The 24,661-nt window shown below is 34.5% G+C and carries 21 protein-coding genes; 16 read left to right on the forward strand and 5 right to left on the reverse strand.

Features of this window, described 5'->3' with window-relative positions; genetic code table 11:
- Positions 1-112: 112 nt before the first annotated feature.
- The 4 genes from B4J88_RS09320 to thrC all read left to right on the forward strand — a co-directional run bounded on the left by B4J88_RS09320 (position 113) and on the right by thrC (position 5,508).
- On the forward strand, positions 113-541 hold the full coding sequence (locus B4J88_RS09320) for a hypothetical protein (RefSeq protein WP_147280028.1): 429 nt from the start codon (positions 113-115) through the stop codon (positions 539-541).
- 216 nt (positions 542-757) lie between these two features.
- Entirely contained in the window at positions 758-3,211 is a 2,454-nt protein-coding gene (gene thrA, locus B4J88_RS09325; RefSeq protein ID WP_221854720.1) for a bifunctional aspartate kinase/homoserine dehydrogenase I, read from the forward strand.
- 3 nt (positions 3,212-3,214) lie between these two features.
- The gene (locus B4J88_RS09330; protein WP_291067416.1) at positions 3,215-4,198 is read left to right on the forward strand and encodes a homoserine kinase; all 984 of its coding nucleotides are present in this window, start codon (positions 3,215-3,217) and stop codon (positions 4,196-4,198) included.
- A gap of 2 nt (positions 4,199-4,200) precedes the next feature.
- Complete coding sequence (gene thrC / locus B4J88_RS09335; RefSeq protein WP_291067417.1) at positions 4,201-5,508, forward strand: threonine synthase; 1,308 nt, start codon at positions 4,201-4,203, stop codon at positions 5,506-5,508.
- Between the two features lie 73 nt (positions 5,509-5,581).
- Here the strand turns inward: thrC and ilvA are convergent, their stop codons facing one another.
- From ilvA to ilvD, 5 genes are read right to left on the reverse strand one after another with little or no spacing between them, the layout of a single operon-like run.
- Positions 5,582-6,865, reverse strand: a complete 1,284-nt coding sequence (gene ilvA, locus B4J88_RS09340; RefSeq protein WP_125348893.1) for a threonine ammonia-lyase IlvA — start codon at positions 6,863-6,865, stop codon at positions 5,582-5,584.
- Positions 6,866-6,899: 34 nt separating this feature from the next.
- Positions 6,900-8,381 (reverse strand): ketol-acid reductoisomerase, encoded by a 1,482-nt coding sequence (gene ilvC, locus B4J88_RS09345; RefSeq protein WP_221854716.1) that lies wholly within the window; start codon positions 8,379-8,381, stop codon positions 6,900-6,902.
- 41 nt (positions 8,382-8,422) lie between these two features.
- On the reverse strand, positions 8,423-9,016 hold the full coding sequence (gene ilvN, locus B4J88_RS09350; RefSeq protein ID WP_180905464.1) for an acetolactate synthase small subunit: 594 nt from the start codon (positions 9,014-9,016) through the stop codon (positions 8,423-8,425).
- Positions 9,017-9,022: 6 nt separating this feature from the next.
- Positions 9,023-10,783, reverse strand: a complete 1,761-nt coding sequence (gene ilvB, locus B4J88_RS09355; RefSeq protein WP_219034513.1) for a biosynthetic-type acetolactate synthase large subunit — start codon at positions 10,781-10,783, stop codon at positions 9,023-9,025.
- Positions 10,716-12,407, reverse strand: coding sequence for a dihydroxy-acid dehydratase (ilvD, locus tag B4J88_RS09360; protein ID WP_221854713.1), 1,692 nt, complete (start codon positions 12,405-12,407; stop codon positions 10,716-10,718). Before ilvD ends, ilvB begins: the two co-directional genes overlap by 68 nt.
- 482 nt (positions 12,408-12,889) lie before the next feature.
- Here ilvD and mfd point away from each other — a divergent pair, with 482 nt between their 5' ends.
- From mfd to nuoK, 12 genes are all read left to right on the forward strand, one after another.
- Positions 12,890-16,258, forward strand: coding sequence for a transcription-repair coupling factor (gene mfd / locus B4J88_RS09365; RefSeq protein ID WP_291067419.1), 3,369 nt, complete (start codon positions 12,890-12,892; stop codon positions 16,256-16,258).
- A 227-nt stretch (positions 16,259-16,485) separates the two neighbouring features.
- Complete coding sequence (locus B4J88_RS09370; protein WP_115002285.1) at positions 16,486-16,851, forward strand: NADH-quinone oxidoreductase subunit A; 366 nt, start codon at positions 16,486-16,488, stop codon at positions 16,849-16,851.
- Between the two features lie 29 nt (positions 16,852-16,880).
- Positions 16,881-17,453: an NADH-quinone oxidoreductase subunit B gene (locus tag B4J88_RS09375; protein ID WP_038333376.1), complete on the forward strand. Its 573-nt coding sequence runs from the start codon at positions 16,881-16,883 to the stop codon at positions 17,451-17,453.
- 9 nt (positions 17,454-17,462) lie between these two features.
- A complete protein-coding gene (locus B4J88_RS09380) occupies positions 17,463-18,002 on the forward strand; it encodes an NADH-quinone oxidoreductase subunit C (RefSeq protein ID WP_038333373.1) in 540 nt (179 codons plus the stop codon).
- Between the two features lie 2 nt (positions 18,003-18,004).
- A complete protein-coding gene (locus B4J88_RS09385) occupies positions 18,005-19,246 on the forward strand; it encodes an NADH-quinone oxidoreductase subunit D (protein ID WP_038333370.1) in 1,242 nt (413 codons plus the stop codon).
- A gap of 15 nt (positions 19,247-19,261) precedes the next feature.
- Positions 19,262-19,753 (forward strand): complex I 24 kDa subunit family protein, encoded by a 492-nt coding sequence (nuoE, locus tag B4J88_RS09390; RefSeq protein ID WP_115002287.1) that lies wholly within the window; start codon positions 19,262-19,264, stop codon positions 19,751-19,753.
- A complete protein-coding gene (gene nuoF, locus B4J88_RS09395) occupies positions 19,753-21,111 on the forward strand; it encodes an NADH-quinone oxidoreductase subunit NuoF (protein ID WP_115002289.1) in 1,359 nt (452 codons plus the stop codon). The genes nuoE and nuoF overlap by 1 nt, the downstream gene beginning before the upstream one ends.
- Positions 21,112-21,118: 7 nt before the next feature.
- Positions 21,119-22,201, forward strand: a complete 1,083-nt coding sequence (locus B4J88_RS09400) for a 2Fe-2S iron-sulfur cluster-binding protein (protein ID WP_115002357.1) — start codon at positions 21,119-21,121, stop codon at positions 22,199-22,201.
- Positions 22,202-22,225: 24 nt separating this feature from the next.
- A complete protein-coding gene (gene nuoH / locus B4J88_RS09405) occupies positions 22,226-23,275 on the forward strand; it encodes an NADH-quinone oxidoreductase subunit NuoH (RefSeq protein ID WP_038333358.1) in 1,050 nt (349 codons plus the stop codon).
- A 22-nt stretch (positions 23,276-23,297) separates the two neighbouring features.
- Positions 23,298-23,798, forward strand: coding sequence for an NADH-quinone oxidoreductase subunit NuoI (nuoI, locus tag B4J88_RS09410; protein ID WP_038333352.1), 501 nt, complete (start codon positions 23,298-23,300; stop codon positions 23,796-23,798).
- A complete protein-coding gene (locus B4J88_RS09415) occupies positions 23,798-24,316 on the forward strand; it encodes an NADH-quinone oxidoreductase subunit J (RefSeq protein WP_180905458.1) in 519 nt (172 codons plus the stop codon). The genes nuoI and B4J88_RS09415 overlap by 1 nt, the downstream gene beginning before the upstream one ends.
- A gap of 16 nt (positions 24,317-24,332) precedes the next feature.
- Positions 24,333-24,659 carry an NADH-quinone oxidoreductase subunit NuoK gene (gene nuoK, locus B4J88_RS09420; protein WP_026357457.1) on the forward strand — a complete coding sequence of 109 codons (327 nt, stop codon included), beginning with the start codon at positions 24,333-24,335 and terminating at the stop codon, positions 24,657-24,659.
- The last annotated feature ends 2 nt before the right edge of the window (positions 24,660-24,661 follow it).

Here is a 24,661-nt window from a genome sequence, read left to right on the forward strand (position 1 = left end):
TACAGAATCGACTTTTTTTGTTTCTATCTATTTGATTTCAATAAAAATACTTGTTTTTTATCTTATTTATTTTTACATTAGTTATAATCAATTAACACAAAAAATAGGAATTATGAAAGCAAGTGCATTACTTATGGTTGGCGGTATTTTGGCTTTAACAGCATGTAATAAAAAATCAGATTTGCCAGATTATAAGGTGAAAGAAGCAGTTTTAGATGTTTACAAATACAGAGCAGATAAGCCTGATTCACTTTTTTCGAAAGTAGAAGGCGTAAATGTGGATGATTTGAATGCGGTGGTTAAACAATATGGGCCAGTTGATGTCTACAACTTTGAGAAAATGACGCCTCTTGAAGATGGTGACAAAACAGTTTACGAAGCAGTTTATAAAGTATCTTTTAAAGGAGCAGAAGGTACAGAAACTTTTAAAGTACGAAAAATTGATAAACTAGACGGAATTGTTGTTGGCTATGCAAGTGATGTAAAACCTGTTGCTGAACCAAATGATTCATTGGCTGTAAAAAAGGATTCGGTGAAATAAATATAAAAAAATAATAAATACGTAATGATTTATTGAAAAAGTTTGTATATTCGTTATCAATAATGAAACAAAACGGATTAAATACAATCATTTCAATTACGACGACTTCTAGTGTTCACACTTAGAGGAGTTTTGTTATGTATTTAATTCTAAAAAAATAATGCAAAAGCATCTTCTCAAAAGGAAGATGCTTTTTTTATGATCAAAATTTAAATTATGAAAGTTTTAAAATTCGGAGGAACATCAGTCGGATCGGTAGAAGGTATCCGCGCGGTCGTAGAAATTGTTAAACAGGAAAAGCAACAAAATAACTCGATTATTTTGGTTGTGTCTGCTATTTCTGGTTTGACCAATTTATTAACCAAAATGTCTGAAGAAGCTTCATCAGGAAATTTTGATGAAAATGATTTAAAACTTTTTCAAGACAAACATTTCGAAATTGTAAAAGCTTTAATCGATGTGCCGAATCAAAATCCGATTTTAACAAAATTAAAATTGTTGATGAATGAGTTGGAAGCATTATTAGAAGGGGTGGAAATTCTGAAAGAATTAAGCCCTCAAACAAAAGATTTGATTTTGAGTTTCGGCGAAAGATGTAGTGCTTTATTAATAGCAAAAGTAATGCAAGAGCATGTTGGAAATTCATTGGCGATTAATGCATCAGATTATATTTTGACTGATCATAATTTTGGTCAAGCGAATGTTATCGAGGAAAAATCGTTTCAGAATATTCAACAATTAGCAAAAGATTATTCGGATAAATTATTAGTTGTAACAGGGTTTATTGCTGCTAATGAAGAAGGACGAGTGACAACTTTGGGAAGAGGAGGTTCTGATTACACTGCGGCTTTGATTGGTGCGGCTTTACATGCAGAACAAATTGAAATTTGGACAGATGTAAATGGAATGATGACGGCGGATCCTCGTTTTGTGAACAAAGCTTTTTCGTTAGAAAATTTATCGTATACAGAAGCGATGGAATTGTCGTATTTCGGTGCGAAAGTGATTTATCCGCCAACAATGGCTCCAGCTTTTAAACTTCGAATTCCGATTTTAATTAAAAACACATTTCAACCGGATTTTGAGGGAACAAAAATTCAGTTCGATTCGCAACCAACAGATTATCCAATTAAAGGAATTTCGTCGATCAAAGATATTGCATTAGTCAATATAAAAGGAAGCGGCTTGGTTGGCAAATTGGGCTTTAGTGGAAAACTTTTTTCACTTTTAGCGCAACATCATATCAACATTGTGTTGATTACGCAATCTTCGTCAGAGCATAGTATCACGCTTGCCATTCATCATAATGAAGTCGAAAAAGCAAAGCAATTAATTGAAGAAGAGTTTTGTTTGGAAATTGCAGCAAAATGGTTGGAACCAATTGAAATTGAAGAAAATCTCGGAATTATTGCAATTGTTGGAGAAAACATGAAGAAAATGGTTGGTGTTTCGGGCAAGTTATTTTATGCATTAGGACGAAATGGAATCAATGTCAGAGCGATTGCGCAAGGTTCTTCGGAGTATAATATTTCGGTTGTGATTAACGAAAATGATTTGTCAAAAGCTTTAAATGCGGTACATGATGCGTTTTTTAATCATTTGAAAAAAACAATTCATGTTTTCAATGTTGGAGTAGGAAATATTGGGTCGACATTTTTAAATCAATTAGAAAAACAGAAAGATTTTTTAGCAAAAAATAATGATATCGAGATTAAATTGGTTGGATTATCAAATTCAAAAAAAATGATGTTTGATGAAAACGGAATTAATTTATCGAATTGGAAAAATGAATTAGAAAATTCTTCTTCTCCAGCTGATTTGAATGAATTTATCCAAAAAATGAAACAGTATAATTTACCAAATTGTGTTTTTGTAGATAATACTGCGAGTTCTGATTTGCCAAATTATTACAAACAAATTTTTGAAAGCAGTATTTCGGTTGTGACATGTAATAAAATTGCGAATTCATCTTCTTATCAAGAGTATAAAAAATTGAAAGAAACTGCTCGAAAATATGGTATTGATTTTCTTTACGAAACAAATGTTGGAGCAGGTTTACCAATTATTAGCGTGTTGAAAGATTTAAGAATGAGTGGAGATCAAATCTTAAAAATTGAAGCAATTTTATCAGGAACAATTTCGTATATATTTAATCATTTTAAAGGTGAAAATACATTTGCCGAAATTGTAAAAAAAGCGCAAGAATTAGGTTATACAGAACCAGATCCTCGCGATGATTTGAGTGGAATAGATTTTATGCGAAAAATGTTGATTCTTGCTCGTGACAATGGTTACGAAATTGAAGCGGGAGATGTAAAAATCGATTCTATTTTGCCTAAATCTTGTTTAGAAGCTGCAACTGTAGAAGATTTTTATCAAGAATTAGTCAACGAAAATGATTATTTCGAAAAGATAAAACATCAAGCAGATGAGGAGCAGAAAGTGATTCGTTACATCGGGATTTTAGAAGATGGAAAAATATCAATTTCGTTAGAATTGGTGGATAATCAACATCCGTTTTATGCCTTGTCTGGAAGCGATAATATTATTTCTTTTACAACAGCGCGTTACAAGGAACGTCCTTTGGTTGTGAAAGGACCTGGAGCTGGTGCAGAAGTTACAGCAGCTGGCGTTTTTGCAGATTTAGTTAATATAAGTTCAATACGATAAAAGATGAATCAAATAATCGAAAATAAATATAAGCTTGATCAAGCGAAGTTTTTAGATAAAGTACATGTTTTTGCTCCTGCAACAGTTGCCAATATGATCTGTGGATATGATATTTTGGGCTTTGCGGTGGATTATCCAGGTGATGAGGTAATCATGAAAAAGACAGAAAAGTTAGGAATCGAAATTCTGACAATTACAGGTGACGAGGGGAAATTGCCTTTGGATGCGATGAAAAATACAGTTTCTCATTCGGCATGGAAATTATTTTGTGATTTAGGTCTACAAGATTCTTTTGGATTATCGATAGAATTACACAAAAAAATGCCAATTGGAAGTGGTTTAGGTTCAAGCGCGGCGAGTACAGTTGCTGGACTTTTTGCATTGAATGAATTATTAGGAAAACCACTTTCTAAAAATGAGCTTTTACCTTATTGTATGGAAGGCGAACGATTGGCTTGTGGTGCTGCTCATGCGGATAATGTTGCGCCATCGTTGTTTGGTGGAATTACGTTGATTCCTTCTTATGAGTCGATTTTGGTGCGTTCTTTACCTGTTCCTGAAAATTTATATGTCACACTGATTTACTCAAAAGTAGAAGTGCCAACAAAGGATGCGCGCAAATTAATTAAAGATAAAGTGCAATTGAGTAAAGCAATAAAACAATGGGGGAATATTGCAAGTTTGGTTGCGGCGCTTTATGAGAATGATTACGAAGAAATTGGTCGTTCGATGCAGGATGATATTGTCGAACCAAATCGTTCTTTATTGATTCCGTATTTTAATGAAATGAAAAGTATTTCGCTCGAAAATAATGCATTAACATTCGGTATTTCTGGTTCTGGACCAACAGTTATGGCGTTATCTAAAAGTAAATTGGATGCAGAAAATATCGAACAAAAATTAAATAATTTTTTGACGATAAAAGAAATTGAACATTTATCATTTGTCTCTAAAATTAATCAACAAGGACCTTACATAAAACACTAAAAATGAAATTATATAGTACAAATAATCATAATAACAGAGTCGATTTTAAACAAGCGGTTTTCCAATCTTTGCCAGAAGATAAAGGATTGTATATGCCTTTGTCGTTGGAAAAATTAGATGAAAATTGGTTGAATTCTATTGAAAATTATTCATTTCAAGAGATTGCGAAAAAGGTGACAAATCACTTATTAAAAGATGATTTTTCTGAAGAAACGATTAATAATTTAATTGATGATGTAATTAATTTTCCTGCGCCTTTGGTGTTTTTAGAAGATGATTTAGCTATTTTGGAATTATTTCACGGACCTTCTTTTGCTTTTAAAGATTTTGGAGCAAGATTTATGAGTCGCGTGATGGCACATTATTCAAAAAAAGATAATCAATTGTTAGATGTTTTGGTCGCAACTTCTGGCGATACAGGAGGCGCTGTAGCACTTGGCTTTCTGGGAGTAGAAGGAACGAGAGTAACGATTTTGTATCCAAAAGGAAAAGTGTCGCTGATACAAGAATTGCAATTAACGGCGAATGGAAAAAATATTCGTGCCATAGAAATCGACGGAACTTTTGATGATTGTCAAGCATTGGTCAAGCGAGCTTTTTTAGACAAAGATTTAATGAAAAATCTAAACTTAACCTCAGCAAATTCAATTAATATTGCTCGCTTAATTCCGCAATCTTTCTATTATTTCGAGGCATTTGCCCAAGCAAAAAGAAAAGGTTTTGAGAAAGTTTCTTTTGTTGTTCCGAGTGGAAATTTTGGGAATATTACGGCTGGTATTTTAGCTTCAAAATTAGGATTGGAAGTGGAACAATTTGTTGCGGCTACAAATGCGAATGATACTGTTCCTTCATTTTTAGAAACCGAAAATTATCAACCAAAACCTTCTGTACAAACGTTATCGAATGCAATGGATGTTGGAAATCCGAGTAATTGGGTTCGCGTGATGGAGTTTTTTGAGCAAGATGTGGAGCAATTAAAATCAAAAATGATTTCGAAAGCTTTTTCAGATGTAGAAACAATAAATGCAATCGTAGAAATTAATCAAGAATACAATTATATTGCTTGTCCGCATACGTCGATTGCGTGGTTGGCAGCGAAGGAATATCAAGCGAAAAAGCAAGATGAAAAAGAGTTGGTAGTATTTTTATCGACGGCACATCCATGTAAATTTCCTGAAGTTTTTCCGAAAGAAATACAAGATAAAATTGTCTATCCAAAAGAAGTAGAAGAATTGAAATCGAAACAATCGAATAAAGTTGAAATGAGCAATAATTTTGATGAGTTGAAAAATTGGTTGTTGAATAATTAATAAATTAAAAAGCAAAGTTTCTAACTAAATAGAAGCTTTGCTTTTTTTGAATAGTATATTAATGATGGAAAAATTATCCAATCATTAACGAAAAAAGTGTGTTGTCTGTGTTAAGATATTGATATTCGAAATGATGATTTTCTAACCTAAAAATTAAACCATCTAAATCCTCTTTTTTGTCTAGTTCAATGCCAACTACTGCTGGACCTGTTTCTTTGTTATTTTTTTGTGTGTATTGAAAATAGGTAATGTCATCATTTTCACCCAAAACTTCGTTCACTAATTCTTTTAAAGCACCGGCACGTTGAGGAAAATTGATAATGAAATAATGTTTCAAACCTTCATATTGCAAACTTCTTTCTTTTATTTCTTCCATTCGCGTAATGTCGTTGTTGCTTCCACTAAGCACGCAAACCACATTTTTTCCTTTGATTTCTTCCTTGAAAAAATCTAAAGCCGAAACACTCAAAGCGCCTGCTGGTTCTACAACAATTGCGTCTTCATTGTACAAACGCAAAATGCTCGAACAAACTTTTCCTTCTGGAACAGCACAAGTTGTTTCTAAACCTTCTGCACAGATTTTGTAGGTTTTTTCACCTGCTTTTTTTACAGCTGCGCCATCTACAAAAGGGTCAATCTTCGCTAATGCAACAGATTGTTTTTGTTTGATAGCTTCTGCCATACTTGCTGCGCCACTCGGTTCTACGCCAATAATTTTGGTGTTTGGACTAAGTGTTTTCATCACAGAAATAACGCCAGATGCTAAACCTCCACCGCCAATTGGCACGAAAATATAATCGATTGGTTGATTGCATTGATTCAAAATTTCTAAAGCAACAGTTCCTTGTCCTGCGATTACTTTTTCGTCATCAAAAGGATGAATAAATGTAATATTTCCTTCTTGGGATAATTGATGTGCAAAAGCCGATGCATCATCAAATGTATCACCATGTAAAATGATTTCGATTTGATCTTTCCCAAACCATTTTACTTGTTTTATTTTTTGTTGAGGTGTCGTCGTTGGCATCACAATTTTACCTTTGATATTTAATTGTTGACACGAATACGCCACACCTTGTGCGTGATTTCCTGCACTTGCGCAGATTACACCATTATTTTTTTCTTGTTCTGATAACTGAACGATTTTATTATAAGCACCACGTAATTTGTATGAACGGACGACTTGTAAATCTTCTCGTTTTAGATAGACATTCGCATCAAATTGACGACTTAAATTTTCATTGAAATCGAAAGGAGTGTTTTTGGCAACTCCTTTCAAATTCATTTGTGCTAAGTTTACTTCGTCAAGCGAAACGCCTAAGGTCTCAGTTTTCTCACTTCTAAGTCCCTTTGTCATAATTCACTATTTTCTTAGTTATTTTAATATTTGATTATGCCGTTTTTATGGTTTTCATAGCAGTCATTGCTTTACGAAGTTTTTTTCCCACAGTTTCGACAGGATGATTACGTAAAACATCATTTATGTGTACCAATGTCGCATTGTCAACAGCATTGTCTTTTCCTTCGTTGTAATTTTTTCCGACAACGTCTACGTTTACTTTTGTCATAAAATCTTTTAACAAAGGTTTACAAGCCTGATCGAAAAGATAACAACCATATTCTGCTGTATCAGAAATTACACGATTCATTTCGAATAATTTTTTACGAGCAATTGTATTTGCAATCAATGGTGTTTCGTGTAATGATTCGTAGTAAGCAGATTCAGGTTTAATACCTGCTTCCACCATAGTTTCGAAAGCTAATTCAACTCCAGCACGAACAAAAGCAACCATTAAAGTGTAATGATCAAAATATTCTTGTTCAGTAATATTTGCATCTCCAGCGGGTGTTTTTTCAAAAGCAGTTTCTTCAGTTTCAGCTCTCCATTTTAATAAGTTTTTATCATCATTCGCCCAATCTTCCATCATTGTTTTACTAAACTCACCAGAAATAATGTCGTCTTGATGTTTTTGGAATAATGGACGCATAATATCTTTTAATTCCTCTGATAGTTCAAAAGCTTTAATTTTAGCAGGATTACTTAATCTATCCATCATACCGCTAACTCCACCATGTTTTAAGGCTTCTGTAATTACTTCCACACCATATTGAACTAATTTTGAAGCATAACCAGCATCAATTCCGTTTTCAATCATTTTTTCGAAAGAAAGAATAGAACCTGTTTGTAAAAGACCACATAAAATGGTTTGCTCTCCCATCAAATCTGATTTTACTTCCGCAACAAATGATGATCTTAAAACTCCCGCTCTGTGACCACCAGTTCCTGCACAATATGCTTTTGCTTGATCAAAACCTTTTCCTTCGGGATCATTTTCTGGGTGAACGGCAATTAATGTAGGAACTCCGAATCCTCTTAAATATTCTGCACGAACTTCCGAACCTGGACATTTTGGTGCAACCATTATTACTGTAATATCTTTACGAATTTGCACACCTTCTTCTACGATATTGAATCCATGAGAATATAAAAGTGTAGCACCTTGTTTAATAAGTGGTTGAACAGTATTGATAACTTGCGTATGTTGTTTATCCGGCGTTAAATTCGCAACAACATCAGCATTTGGGATTAATTCCTCGAAAGTTCCTACTGTAAAATTATGACTTGTTGCATTTTTCCAAGAATCTCTTTGTTGTTCAATCGCTTCTTTGCGTAACGCGTATGAAACATCTAAACCGCTGTCTCGTAGATTTAATCCTTGGTTTAACCCTTGCGCACCGCAGCCTACAATCACAATTTTTTTGTCTTTTAATGCGTCTGTACCTTTTGCGAATTCTGAGTTATTTAGAAATTCTGCTTGTCCTAGTTGATATAATTGATCTCTTAATGATAGTGAATTAAAGTAATTAGTCATTTTTGATTTTTTAATAAAATTATTTGTTGAATTATTCGTCTTTACATTGTGAAAACTGAGGTTCCTTCGTTTAGGAATTCATTTTCGATTACTTCTTTTGATGGCTCGTCTTTTTCGAATTGTAATAATTTTTCATGGAAACCAGCACTTGCTTTTATAATGGCTATTCTAGCTCCACGAACAAATTCTATTAAGCCATATTTAGTCAGCTCTTGTGTTAGATTATCAATTTCCTCACGATGACCAGCTGTTTCAAAAACTGTATAATCATTGCGAATCACAACTGTATTCGCGCCATATTGACGTAATAAACGTTCAACGTATGCCTTTTCAGCAATAATGTTAGTGGGTACTTTGTATAAAGCTTGTTCTTGCCAGATTAATTCATCATTATTATTGAAATAAGCTTTAAGAACATCGATTTGTTTTTCAATTTGCATGCAAAGTTTTCGAACGACTTCTTCAGATTCTTCAATTACAATTGTAAATCGGTGTACATTTTCTATTTCTGATGGAGAAGTGCTTAAACTTTCAATATTAATTTTTCGTCGAGTAAAAATTCCTGCAACTCTTCCCAAAATTCCTATGGAATTTTCTGTATATAGCGTAATTGTATATTCTTGTTTTGAGTCCATAATAATTTATTTTAATCTAATTTCAGAAACACTTGTACCTTGTTCTACCATAGGAAATACATTGTTTTCTTTTCCTACCATAACTTCTAAAAGATAAGAACCATCATGCTCTAACATCTCTTTTAAAGCATTTTTCAAGTCGTTTCTTGCTTCTATTTTTTGACCTTCTATTTGGTAGGCTTTTGCAAGTGCTACAAAATCTGGACTTGTAATATCTACGAAAGAATAGCGTTTGTCGTTGAATAATTCTTGCCATTGACGCACCATTCCAAGGAAGCTATTGTTTAGGATTAATATTTTTACTTTAGCTCCAAATTGCATAATCGTTCCCATTTCTTGTAACGTCATTTGGAAACCACCATCTCCACAAACCATGACAATGTCTTTTTCTGGTGCTCCATACCATGCTCCAATTGCTGCAGGTAAACCAAATCCCATTGTTCCTAATCCTCCTGATGTAACCAAAAGCTTAGAATCTTTGAATTTCGCGTAACGACAAGCCGACATCTGATGTTGTCCTACGTCTGTCACAATAACGGCTTCTCCTTTAGTTAATTCATTTAAGGTATTGATAACCTCAGCCATAGATATCACATCAGTTGTTGGATGGAATTCTTTATTAATAACTTCTGTACGTTCTTCTTTTTCGAGATCTCTAAATTCTTTTAACCATTGAGAATGATCATTAGGATGAATCAAATTTGTTAATAACAGAAGTGTTTTTTTACAATCTCCCCAAACAGGGACAGCAACTTTTACATTTTTACCAATCTCTGCTGGGTCAATATCAAGATGAATCACTTTGGCTTGTTTTGCATATTTGTCTAAGCGTCCAGTTACGCGATCATCAAACCTCATTCCTATGGCAATTAATACATCGCAATCATTTGTTTTAACATTAGGTGCATAATTACCATGCATACCTAATAAACCTACATATTGTGGATGATCAGTATCTAAAGAACTTAATCCCATCAAAGTTGTTGCTACAGGAATTCCAGATTTTTCTAAGAAATCGTTTAATTCTTGTTCAGCTTTTCCAAGTAATATTCCTTGACCAATAATCGCAAATGGTTTTTTTGCTTGATTAATAAGTTTAGCAGCAGCTTTTATATATTCAGTTCTTATCTCTGGTTCTGGTCTATAACTGCGAACATGCGTGCATTTCTCATACTTTTTCTTTTCGATAAGTTGTATTTGAGCATTTTTTGTAATGTCAATTAAGACAGGTCCTGGTCTTCCAGAGCGAGCAATATGAAATGCTTTTGCTAGAACATCATTTATTTCTTCTGCATCAGTAATTTGATAATTCCATTTCGTGATAGGATTAGTAATATTGATAACGTCAGTTTCTTGAAAAGCATCCGTTCCTAAAAGAGAAGCGAAAACTTGCCCTGTGATACATACAATAGGATTGCTATCAATCATGGCATCTGCAATTCCAGTGACTAAATTCGTTGCGCCTGGACCACTCGTGGCAAAAGCTACACCTACTTTTCCTGAAGTTCTTGCATAACCTTGCGCAGCGTGAATGCCTCCTTGTTCATGACGAACTAAAATGTGTTCTAATTTATCTTTGTAATCATACAAAGCATCATATATAGGCATAATTGCGCCACCAGGATAGCCAAAGACTGTTGTAACTCCTTCGGACAATAAAGCGTTAATAATCGCTTGTGAACCTGAAATTTGAGTTGGTTTATTGGTCAGTAAGACATCCTTCTGAAGCGTTTCCGACTTGCTTTGCGTATTTGTATAAGACTCCATTTTTTACTTTTAATGCGGGTTGTTTCCAGTTATTTTTTCGATTTTCTAATGTTTTTTCATCAATCAAAAGGTTTAATTCATTTTTGTTGATGTCAATTTCGATGAGATCATTATTCTCGACTAATGCGATTGGACCTCCTTCAAAAGCTTCTGGTGTTATGTGACCGACGACAAATCCGTGCGTTCCGCCACTAAATCGTCCGTCTGTAATCAAAGCGACTTTATCTCCTAATCCAGCTCCAATAATGGCAGATGTTGGTTTCAACATTTCTGGCATTCCAGGACCACCTTTCGGACCTTCGTTTCGGATGACGATAACGCTTCCAGCTTTGATTTGTAAATCTTCGATTGCTTTTAAAACTTCAACTTCGCTATTAAAAACTTGTGCTTTTCCTTTAAAATAAAAACCTTCTTTTCCAGATATTTTAGATACCGATCCGCCAGGAGCAAGGTTTCCGTAAAGCATTTGTAAGTGTCCAGTTTCTTTTATGGGATTAGATAATGGACGAATAATATTTTGTTTAGAGAAATCTAAATCAGGAACCGATGCTAAATTTTCGGCTAATGTTTTTCCAGTAACCGTTAAACAACTTCCATCGATTAAATCTTCTTGTAACATATACTTTAAAACAGCAGGAACTCCACCAACTTTACTCAAATGTTCCATCAAGTATTTTCCACTAGGTTTTAAGTCTGCTATTACTGATGTTTTATCGTTAATTGCTTGTATATCGTCTAATGATAATTTGATATTCATAGTCGCTGCAATTGCTAATAAGTGCAAAACAGCATTTGTGCTTCCGCCTAAAACAACAATTGTTTTGATTGCATTTTCTAAAGAATTCTTCGTGATGATATCACTTGGTTTAATATCTTTTTCTAATAAAATTCTTAGATAATGTGCCGCAGTTGTACATTCGTTTTTCTTTTCTTGACTAAGAGCAGGGTAAGACGAAGAATAAGGTAAACTCATTCCCATTGCTTCAATCGCCGCTGCCATTGTGTTTGCTGTATACATTCCGCCACAAGCACCTGGACCAGGACAAGCATTCTGAATGATTCCACAAAAATCTTTGTCATCAAGATTTCCGTTTAATTTTTTTCCTAATGCTTCGAAAGCAGAAACAATGTTTAATTCCTCTTCTTTGTAATGTCCCGGAGCAATTGTTCCACCATAAATCATGATCGAAGGACGGTTTAAACGTCCCATTGCCATAATCGATCCTGGCATGTTTTTATCACAACCAGGAATAGTAATTACGCCATCGTAAAAGTGTCCTGCACAAACAGTTTCGATAGAATCTGCAATGATTTCTCTACTTACTAAAGAGTAGCGCATTCCTGAAGTTCCGTTGGTAATTCCATCGCTAATTCCGATAGTGTTGAACTTCAATCCGATTAGGTTTTCGGCTTTCATTCCATCTTGTACCAACTGTGCAAATTGATTTAGGTGCATATTGCAAGTATTTCCATCGTACCCCATGCTTGCAATTCCGATTAATGGTTTTTTAAGGTCTTCGTTTGTTAAGCCAATCCCATGTAACATCGCTTGTGACGCGGGTAAAGTGTCATCTTGCGTAACGGTTCGACTATGTTTGTTTAGTGCTTTGTTGTTGTTTTTCATCACTATTTATTTGACATTGTTTGTATTAAAAACATAAAAAAAAGCCACCCTGAATAAAGGTGGCTCATAAAAAATCGTTCAAAAAATTTGTCATAAAACCACCTTTCCTAATCGTAAGACCAAGACTAAAATAATAATGATAATAATGACGAAATTGTTTTGCATAATATTGTTTAATTAATTTTTCTCCATAAAAAAAGCCACCTCGTTAAGAAGTGGCTTTAATTGTTATTTTGTACGTACACAACTAATTACCACTCCCTGGGATAAGAATGACTAAAATAATCAAGTTGATAATGTTGTGAACTAATTTCATTTTCTTTTTTTGATAAGCCAAAGCTAGGATTAATTTTTTTAACTTAGCTCAACTTTTTTTATAAATTTTCCGAAAAATTTTCATTAATTGAAAATTCGCATTTTAACATTGCTTTTTTTAAAGATTGTTTAAAAATAAGTTTATAAAATTTTATATTTGCAAAACTTTGGAACAGAAAACTATTCACAACGTTTTTAGCTTATACGATTCTTCAGATTTCGTACAGAAGCTTATTGTCAATTTTAAAAATAATCCACAGCATAAAGTCAATATCAAAGGTTTTTTAGGTTCAGGATTGAGCATTATAACTGGTCATTTATATGATCGTGTTGCGCGTCCTACGATTCTAATTTTTGATGATAAAGAAGAAGCGGCTTATGTGTTAAATGATTTGGAAACTTTGTTTGATAAAGAACAAATTCTATTTTTTCCGTCTTCTTATAAGCGTCCTTACGAAATTGAGGAAGTAAATAATGCAAATGTTGTTATTAGAACAGAGGTTTTAAATGTATTATCGCATTCGAAACGCCCAAAAATTGTGGTGACATATGCGGAAGCCTTGTCTGAAAAAGTAGTGACAAAAAAAGCGCTTTCTACGAATACACTTAAAGTGAAGGTTGGAAATGATTTAGGAATTGATTTCTTAACGGAGGTTTTATCTTCTTATAATTTTCATCGTGTTGATTTTGTTTCTGAACCGGGAGAATTCTCGATTCGTGGTGGAATTATAGATGTTTTTTCGTTTTCGAATGAGCATCCTTATCGAATTTCGTTGTTTGGTGATGAGGTGGAAACCATCAGAACGTTTGATATCGAGAATCAATTGTCCATTGCAACGACAAAAGAAATTACGATTATTCCAAATCTTGAGAGTAAATCGATTAACGAAAAACGAGAAAGTTTCTTAGAATATATTTCGAAAGATAGTTTAGTTATCGCGAAAAATATTTCTGTTTTAGCGAAACAAATTACTAAGAATTTTGAACAAGCTGAAACTGCTTTTGCTGAATTAAAAGGAGAAATTAAACAAGCGGAACCGAATCAATTATTTTTGAATGAAAATGGTTTTCTTCAACAAATTTCATCTTTTGGTGTGATTGAATGTTCGATGAAATCTTATTTTGAAACTGTTGAAGAAATAGAATCACCATTCAAACCTCAACCAAGTTTTAACAAACAATTCGAATTATTAATTGATGATTTGAATGAACACAAAACCGAAGGTTTCAAAAACGCACTGATTTGCTCAAATGAAAATCAAATCAAACGTTTCGAAGAAATCTTTGAAGATATCGGAAAAGAGGTTTCGTATATTCCAGTTTTAGGTTCTATTTATCAGGGGTTTATTGACGAAGAAATCAAATTAACATGTTATACCGATCATCAGATTTTTGGACGTTATCATAAATTCAATCTTCGAAATTCATTTTCCAAAAAAGAAGCGATTACGCTAAAGGAAATCAATTCGTTGCAAGTTGGAGATTTTGTGACGCATATAGATTATGGGATCGGAAAATTTGCAGGTTTGGTACGATTGAATAATAATGGCGTAACGCAAGAATCAATCAAATTGATTTATCAAAATAATGATATTCTGTATGTTAATATTCATTCGTTGCATAAAATTGCAAAGTTTAGAGGAAAAGATGGCGCTGAGCCAAAAATTTCAAAACTTGGATCTCCAGCTTGGAAAAATTTAAAGAATAAAACCAAAGCTAAAGTAAAAGAAATTGCTTTCGATTTGATTAAATTATATGCGAAACGCCGTGCCAGAAAAGGTTTTGCGTATTCGCCTGATACGTATTTGCAAAATGAGTTGGAAGCATCTTTTATTTATGAAGATACGCCCGATCAGTACAAAGCGACGCAAGATGTAAAAACGGATATGGAATCTGAACGACCGATGGATCGTTTGGTTTGTGGAGATGTTGGTTTCGGGAAAACAGAGGTTGCGATTCGTGCGGCGATGAAAGCAGCTGTTGATGGAAAACAAGTTGCTGTTTTAGTGCCAACAACGATTTTAGCTTTTCAACATTTCAAGACATTTTCAGAGCGTTTACGAGATTTGCCTGTGAAAGTTGCTTATCTCAATCGATTTGTAACAGGAGCAAAGAAAAAAGCTGTTTTAGATGGTTTAAAATCTGGTCAAGTTGATATTGTGATAGGAACGCATCAATTGGTTAATCCAAAAATTGAATACAAAGATTTGGGATTATTAATTGTGGATGAGGAACACAAATTTGGTGTTGGTGTAAAAGATAAATTGAAAACACTTCGCGAAAATATTGATACATTAACCTTGACTGCGACGCCAATTCCGCGTACACTTCAATTCTCGTTGATGGCTGCGCGTGATTTATCGGTTATCAAAACTCCTCCACCAAATAGACAACCTGTCGATACGCAATTGGTTGGTTTTAATGAAGAGATTTTCCGTGATGCGATTATGTATGAAATGCAACGTGGTGGACAAGTTTATATCATTCACAATCGTGTGCAATCGTTAAAAGATATTGCTGGAATGGTACAACGATTAGTTCCTGATGCGAGTGTGGCGATTGGTCATGGACAAATGGATGGGAAAGAATTAGAAGCCGTTTTACTCGATTTTATTGATGGTCGATATGATGTTTTTGTGTCAACAACTATTATCGAATCTGGTTTAGATGTTCCGAATGCGAATACGATTTTAATTAATGATGCGCAGAATTTCGGTTTGGCAGATTTGCATCAAATGCGTGGACGTGTTGGTCGTAGTAACCGCAAAGCGTTTTGTTATTTGGTTGCGCCACCACTTTCGGTTTTAACGGACGAAGCGCGTAAACGTTTGCAAGCAATTGAGCAGTTTTCTGATTTAGGATCAGGATTCAATATTGCGATGAAAGATTTAGAAATTCGTGGAGCTGGAAATCTTTTAGGTGCTGAACAAACAGGATTTATGATGGATATTGGATTCGAAACGTATCAAAAAATCTTGAATGAAGCGATAGAAGAATTGAAAGAAACGGATTTCAAAGATTTGTTCGAAGATCAAAAATCGGAAGAAGTAAAATCGTATGTGTCGGATGTGCAAATTGATTCGGATTTACAAATTATGTTCCCAGACGAATACATTGAAAGTTCGGAAGAGCGTTTATTGCTGTACAAAGAATTAGCTGATGTCGAAACTGAAACAGATTTACAAACGTTTAAAAATAATTTGATTGACCGCTTTGGAAAATTACCAATTGAAGCCGAAAATTTATTGGAATCAATTCAACTGAAATGGATCAGTAAAAAATTAGGTTTCGAACGTTTGGTGATGAAAAATGGTGTTTTATTGGCTTATTTTATTAATAAACCACAAAGCGAATTTTATCAGTCAGATGAATTTAGATTAATTTTAAATTACGTTCAAAATAACCCTAAAAACATCAGTTTTAAGGAAAAATCACCCAAAAAAGGAGAAGAGTACCCAACATTGTTAGTACGATTTGAACATATTAAAACTGTGAATGAAGCACTACAAGGTCTACAAAATTTATTAATTCATTAACTTTTTTAAGTTTTAATTAGTAATCTAATAAAATACATAGGGAGAATTGACCAAGTTGTTAGTTCTCCTTTTTTTATTCAATTATCAAACTTCCGATATAAATAAATAATATATAATTTATCATATAAAGAACTACAACTTACTGAAAACTAATTCACATAAATAATATGATATTTTATTATTATTTTTATCGATAAAATATTAGTTGGAAAAATAGTAAAGTAGTTATGGAAACAGCATCAAGTTATATTCCTATTCTCATTCTTTTTGTGATTGCTTTTGCGTTTGTAGCGGGTACTATCGTTGCGACGCATTTTCTTGGGCCATCGAGAAAGACAGACGAAAAATTAGAGAATTTCGAGTCTGGGATTGAGAAAGTTGGAAATGCAAGACAGCCATTTGCAATTAAATACTTCTTAGTAGCCATTTTATTCGTGTTATTCGACGTAGAGGTAATCTTCTTTTACCCATATGCAGCGAATTTTAAAGAGTTAGGTTGGGAAGGTTTTGCAGCAGTTGTAACATTCGTTGGATTATTCTTTGTGATGTACTTGTATGTACGCAAAAAAGGAGCTCTTAATTGGGAAAAATAGAGCGATTAAAATTCTAAAATAATAGTATAATGATTCATAATAAAAGACCAGTAACACACAATACCAATGTGAAGATTGTAGAGTCTCCAGGAGGTTTTGAAGGTGAAGGTTTTATGGCGATGCAACTATCAAAAGTAGTTGGATTAGCGCGTAAAAACTCTATTTGGCCTTTACCATTTGCGACAAGTTGTTGCGGAATCGAGTTTATGGCGACTATGGGTTCGACATACGATTTGGCACGTTTTGGATCTGAGCGTTTGGCTTTTACGCCTCGTCAGTGCGATTTGTTGATGGTAATGGGTACAATTTCTAAAAAAATGGCACCAGTTCTGAAGCAAGTTTACATCCAAATGGCAGAACCTCGTTGGGTGATTGCTGTTGGCGCTTGTGCAAGTTCGGGAGGAATTTTTGATACATATTCGGTCTTACAAGGAATTGATGAAGTAATTCCAGTAGACGTATATGTGCCAGGTTGTCCGCCTCGTCCAGAAGCAATTATCGATGGTGTAATGCGTATTCAGGAGTTGGTAGAGAGCGAAAGTGTTCGTCGCAGAAGTAGCGAAGAATATCAACAACTTTTAGCAAGTTATGGAATTAAATAAGTTGAAATAATGGACAATTCATTTATAAAAGACCGTTTGGTTCAGAAGTTTCAAGAAAATATATACGGATACGAAGAGCATTTCGGTGTATTGACTTTATACGCTAACAAAGATTTCAATCTAAAGATTTTACAATATTTATATGATGATGAGCAATTATCTTTCAAATTTTTGAAGGATTTAACTGCTATTCATTATCCTAATAATGTTGGAGAAGAATTGGTTGTAACCTATTTAGTTTATAATCTATATGAAGGAGTTGAGGTTCGATTAAAATTTGCTTTACCAATCGAAAAACCTTCGATTTTTACCGCAACTAAATTATTCGAAACAGCTAACTGGTTAGAGCGCGAGGCGTATGATTTCTATGGAGTTGATTTTGTAGGACATCCAAATTTAATTCGTGTCATGAATGTTCCAGAAATGGATTATCATCCGTTACGCAAAGAGTTCCCATTAGAGGATCAAACACGTAAAGACAAAGACGACGATATGTTTGGTCGTGGTGGAGATTTTAATTACGGAGGTTTTAATGTAAAAGCAAATTAACCATGGGAAAAGAGAAAACTAAAAAATTAAAGCATCTTGATCTTCCAGATGGTTCGTTAGAAAAAAGCACAATTACCTTAAACTTAGGACCTACGCATCCTGCAACACATGGGGTATTTCAAAATATTTTAGAGATTGATGGTGAAATCATCAAATCTGCGGTTCCTACAGTTGGGTATATTCACCGTGCTTTTGAGAAAATTGCTGAACGCAAACCTTTGTACCAAATTACACCTTTAACAGACCGATTGAACTATTGTTCGGCGCCGTTAAATAACTTAGGTTGGCACATGACAGTTGAGAAATTCGTTGGAATTGAAGTTCCAAAACGTGTTTCTTATTTGCGTGTTATCATTATGGAATTGGCTCGTATGGCAGATCATATTGTATGTAACTCGATTATGGGTGTTGATACAGGAGCATTTACAGGATTCCTTTATATGATGAAATACCGCGAGTTGATTTATGAGATTTACGAAGAAATTTGTGGTTCTCGTTTAACAACAAATATTGGTCGTATCGGTGGTTTCGAACGTGATTTTTCTGAAGTTGCTTGGACAAAAATCCATCGTTTCGTGAGAGAGTTTCCAGATGTCTTAACAGAGTTTGAAAACTTATTTTTACGTAACCGTATTTTTATGGATCGTACGCAAGGAGTAGGAGGAATTTCGGCTGAACGTGCATTAAATTATGGTTTCACAGGACCAAATTTACGTGCGGCTGGTGTAGATTATGATGTTCGTGTAGCGAAACCATATTCTCGTTACGAAGAATTCGAATTCGATATTCCAGTTGGTACAACGGGAGATTGTTACGATAGATTCTTAGTTCGTGGTCAAGAAATGTGGCAAAGTTTAAGTATCATTAAACAAGCAATTGCAAAAATTGATGCATTAGAAGGAGAAGAAGCAACGCAATATCATGCTGATGCTCCAGACTTTTATTTACCACTAAAGAAAGATGTTTACACAAAAATGGAAGCGTTAATCTATCACTTCAAAATTATTATGGGAGAGGTAGATATGCCAAAAGGAGAAATTTATAATTCAATCGAAGCTGCAAATGGTGAGTTGGGTTATTATTTCGTTTCTGATGGTGGACGTTCGCCATACCGTTTACATTTCCGTAGACCTTGTTTCATTTATTATCAAGCTTATCCAGAATTGATTGAAGGATCAATGATTTCAGATGCCATTATCACAATGAGTAGTTTGAATTTGATTGCTGGAGAATTAGATGCTTAATAAAAATTATTAAAAATGGCAATTCAATTTTCAGAAGAAACACAACAAAAAGTAGATAAAATCATTGCACGTTATCCATCGGATAAAAAACAAAGTGCATTGATTCCTTTACTTCATGTCGCACAAGCTGAGTTTGGTGGTTGGTTAGACACTCCTCATTTAGATTATGTTGCAGAAGTATTAGAAATTTTACCAGTAGAAGTTTACGAAGTAGCTTCATTTTATTCGATGTTTAACTTAAATCCTGTAGGGAAATTTGTGTTAGAAGTTTGTCAAACAGGACCTTGTATGTTAAGAGGTTCAGACAAAATTATTGAACACATCAAAACAAAATTAAATATTGAAGCTGGTGGAACTTCGGCAGATGGTTTATTTACATTAAAACCAGCCGAATGTTTAGGAGCATGTGGTTACGCGCCAATGCTACAGTTAGGAAAAACGTATCGTGAGAATTTAACGATCGAGAAAGTAGACGAATTAATCGAGGAATTGAAAAAATTAGCATAATGGGACAAAAATTACTGTTAAAAAATATTGATGTTCCAGGAATTCGTCAGTATCAAGCTTACCGCGAAAACGGTGGTTATGCAAATGCTGAAAAAGCATTTAAAATGACAACTGATGAAATCTTAGAAGAAGTAAAAACTTCTGGTTTAAGAGGTCGTGGTGGTGCAGGTTTCCCAACTGGAATGAAATGGAGCTTTTTGGCAAAGCCAGAAGGTGTTCCAAGACACTTAGTGGTAAATGCAGACGAATCTGAACCAGGAACGTTCAAAGACCGTTTCTTGATGGAATATATTCCTCATTTATTAATTGAAGGAGTTCTGATTTCATCATTCTGTTTAGGTTCTAATACATCATTTATTTATATCCGTGGAGAATATGCGTGGGTTGCAGAAATTTTAGAAGAAGCAATCGACGAAGCAAAAGCTGCTGGTTGGTTAGGTAAAAACATTCAAGGAACAGGTTTCGATTGCGAAATTTATGTTCAACGTGGAGGTGGAGCTTATATCTGTGGAGAGGAAACGGCATTGTTAGAATCGTTAGAGGGTAAACGTGGAAATCCACGTCTAAAACCACCTTTCCCAGCTGTTAAAGGTTTATGGGGAAGACCAACGGTTGTAAACAATGTAGAAACAATTGCAGCTATTGTTCCAATTATTGAGATTGGAGGAGAAGCATATTCTAAAATTGGAGTTGGACGTTCAACAGGAACAAAATTAATTTCAGCTTGTGGTAATATTAATAAACCAGGCGTTTATGAAATTGATATGACAATTACGGTTGAAGAATTTATTTATTCAGACGAATATTGTGGAGGTATTCCAAATGGAAAACGCCTTAAAGCATGTATTCCTGGAGGAAGTTCTGTGCCAATTGTTCCAGCAAACTTATTGTTAAAAACTGCAGAAGGTAAACCTCGTTACATGAATTACGAAAGTTTATCAGAAGGAGGTTTCCAAACAGGAACAATGATGGGTTCCGGAGGATTTATTGTTTTAGATGAAGATCAAGATGTTGTTTACCACACGTATACATTAGCTCGTTTCTATCGTCACGAATCGTGTGGACAATGTTCACCTTGTCGTGAAGGAACAGGTTGGATGGAAAAAATCTTGAAACGAATCGATGAAGGAAAAGGAAAAATGTCTGACATCGAATTGTTATGGGATGTTCAACGTAAAATCGAAGGAAATACAATTTGTCCATTAGGAGATGCAGCGGCTTGGCCAGTAGCAGCGGCAATTCGTCACTTCCGTGATGAGTTTGAATGGCATATTAATAATCCGGAAGAATGTTTGATGCGTAATTTTGGTTTAGCACATTATGCTGATCCAATCGAAATTAAAGAAACCGCAAATTAATACGAAGATGGCAGAAGAAACACCATTATTTAAAGTTACCATCGATAACGAAACGATTGAAGTACCTGCGGGAACAACGATCCTTCAAGCCGCTCGTATGGTTGGTAAAGAAGTAGCACCTCCAGCGATGTGTTACTACGGTAAATTAGAAAATACAGGAGGAAACTGTAGAACATGTTTGGTAGAAGTATCAAAAGGAAGTGAAGCAGATCCTCGTCCAATGCCAAAATTGGTTCCGTCTTGTCGTACAACAGTTATGGACGGAATGGTTGTAGGCAATAAAACGTCTGAGCGTACAGTTGAGGCACGTAAAGGTATTGTTGAATTATTATTAATCAACCATCCTTTAGATTGTCCAGTATGTGATCAGGCAGGAGAATGTAAGTTACAAGATTTAAGTTACGAGCACGGAGCAGAAGCAACGCGTTACGAATTTGATCGTCGTACATTCCCAAAAGAAGATTTAGGTCCAAATATTCAGTTGAACATGAACCGATGCATTTTATGCTATCGTTGTGTAAAAACTGCGGATCAAATCACAGGTTGTCGTGAGCATGGTGTAATGAATCGTGGAGATCACGCAGAAATTTCAACTCATATCAACAAAAGTTTAGATAACGAATTCATCGGAAATATTATTGATGTTTGTCCAGTTGGAGCTCTAACAGATAAAACGTTCCGTTTCAAAAATCGTGTTTGGTTCTTGAAACCAGTTGATGCACATCGCGATTGTCCGACTTGTTCTGGTAAAGCACAAGTGTGGTTCCGTGGAAACGAAGTTTTCCGTGTAACAGCTCGCAAAGATGAATTTAACGAAGTAAAAGATTGGATTTGTAACACATGTCGTTTCGATAAAAAAGATATCAACGATTGGACGTTAGAAAAACCATCAGAAATTTCTAAAGATTCTGTTGTTCGTCAAGGTCATTACTTTGAGAATAAAGTGGAGCCAAAAGAAACACTTCCGAAAGTAATCAAACGCGATCCAAAGATTTTATTAGATATTCACTCGGTTTCAGAAGTAAATGAACCAAATCGTGATTTATCTAAAATTGATGGACCAGCAACAAGTAAAGATTTTAAAGATTAATCATTCGTAAATAAAATTAACAAAATGACAGAAGAATTTATTGCTGATGCATTAGAAAAGTTAGCTTTAGTAGGCGTAATGATTGGTTTTGCATTAGTTGTTGCCATGTACTCTACTTGGGCTGAGCGTAAAGTTGCAGCATTCTTACAAGATCGTATCGGACCAAACCGTGCAGGTATTTTTGGTTTATTACAACCGCTTGCCGATGGTTTAAAATTATTCTCGAAAGAGGAAATTACACCAAAAGATTCGAATAAATTTTTATTCATCTTAGGTCCATCTTTGGCAATGATTGTAGCTTGTATGACAGGTGCAGTTATTCCATGGTCGACAGCTTTCGAGATTGGAGATCGTGTAGTTGTTCCTCAAATTGCAGATGTTAACATCGGATTTTTATACATTTTAGGTGTATTAAGTTTAGGTGTTTATGGAATTATGATTGGTGCTTGGGCATCGAACAACAAATACTCTTTAATGGGAGGTTTGCGTGCAGCTTCGCAGATTATTTCGTACGAATTACCGATGGGAATCGTGTTAATCACAATTTTGATGATGACAGGTTCTTTAAAATTGAGTGATATTGTACATTATCAACAAGAGCATGCGTGGTTTATCTTATTACAACCATTAGGATTTATTATTTTCTTGGTTTGTTCGTTCGCAGAAACTAACCGTACTCCGTTCGATTTACCAGAAGCAGAAAATGAGTTAATTGGAGGTTATCACTCAGAATATTCTTCGATGAAGATGGGATTCTTCTTATTCGCAGAATACATCAACATGTTTATCAGTTCTGTAGTAATTTCTACCTTATATTTTGGTGGATACGATATCCCATTTGTAGACGATGCAACATTAGTAAACTCTATCGGAGTGAATGGAACGGCAATTCTTAATTTCCTTTCATTATTCGGTAAAGCTTGTTTCTTCATCTTCTTCTATATGTGGGTGCGTTGGACGATTCCTCGTTTCAGATATGACCAATTAATGGATTTAGGTTGGAAAAAATTATTGCCTTTAGCATTAATCAATATGTTAATTACAGGCTTAGTGATTTTATTATTAAACAAGTAGAATCATCAAAATCATTAAAAGTATGAAACCAATTACAAATAGAGTAAAACAAGTAGAACGTAAACCCCTTACTTTTTGGGAAAGTATCTATTTGATTTCTATCGCAAAAGGGTTGATGATTACATTGAAGCACTTCTTTTCGAAGAAAGCAACAATTAGTTATCCAGAAAAACAAAGACCGTTTAGTCCTGTATTTAGAGGATTACACGTTTTGAATAGAGACGAAGAAGATCGCGAAAATTGTACGGCTTGTGGACTTTGTGCTTTGGCTTGTCCAGCAGAAGCGATTACAATGGAAGCGGCAGAAAGACTTCCTGGTGAAGAAAACCTTTACCGTGAAGAAAAGTATGCAGCGAAATATGAAATTAACATGTTACGTTGTATTTTCTGTGGATTCTGTGAAGAAGCTTGTCCAAAAGATGCTGTTTATTTATCGCAAACAGTTCCACCAGCAAGTTTCAAACGTCAAAACTTTATCTATTCGAAAGAAGATTTATTAATCCCGAAAAAAGCTACAAATTAATGGAATTACCTATCATTTTATTCTATGTTTTGTCGAGCTTAACGGTGTTAAGTGCGCTACTAATGGTGTTCAGTAAAAATCCTGTACATTCCATTTTATATTTAATCGTAACATTCTTCTGCATCAGCGGACATTATGTATTGCTAAACGCACAGTTTTTGGCAATTGTAAACGTCATTGTCTATGCCGGAGCAATTATGGTATTGTTCTTATTCGTGGTGATGTTGATGAACTTGAATAGTGAAAAGAAATCATTTGGTCGACCAGCAAAAATATTAGCAGCGAGTTTAATCTCTTTATTATTTATTGCCTTGACAATTAGTATTTTCTCACAAAATCAAGCTTCTGCAAACACAGCTGTAGAAATGGGAACAGGTGATTTAGGATTGATTCACAATTTAGGATCATTGTTGTATTCAGAATATGTTTTACCATTCGAGTTGAGCAGTATTTTGTTTATTTCTGCAATGATTGGAGCGGTGATGTTATCGAAAAAGGACGAAGAATTATTGGATTAAATATAAAAAGTAAAAGATGTTACCAATCAGTTATTATATTACTTTATCATTAATCCTATTCGGAATAGGAATGGCTGGCGTAATGATTCGTCGTAACGCAATTGTCATTTTTATGTGTATAGAATTGATGTTAAATTCTGTGAATTTGTTGTTAGTAGCGTTCTCAAAAATGCACTATCACGCAAATCCAGCATTAGAAAAAGGAACAGATGCACAACTTTTAGTATTCTTTATTATGGTTGTGGCTGCGGCTGAGGTTGCTGTAGGATTATCAGTGATAATTTTATTGTTCCGCAAAGTATACTCGGTAGATATTAATGTGTTAAATCGTTTAAAAGGTTAAGA

Source organism: Empedobacter sp. UBA5036 (assembly GCF_002415215.1).
GTDB lineage: Bacteria > Bacteroidota > Bacteroidia > Flavobacteriales > Weeksellaceae > Empedobacter > Empedobacter falsenii_B.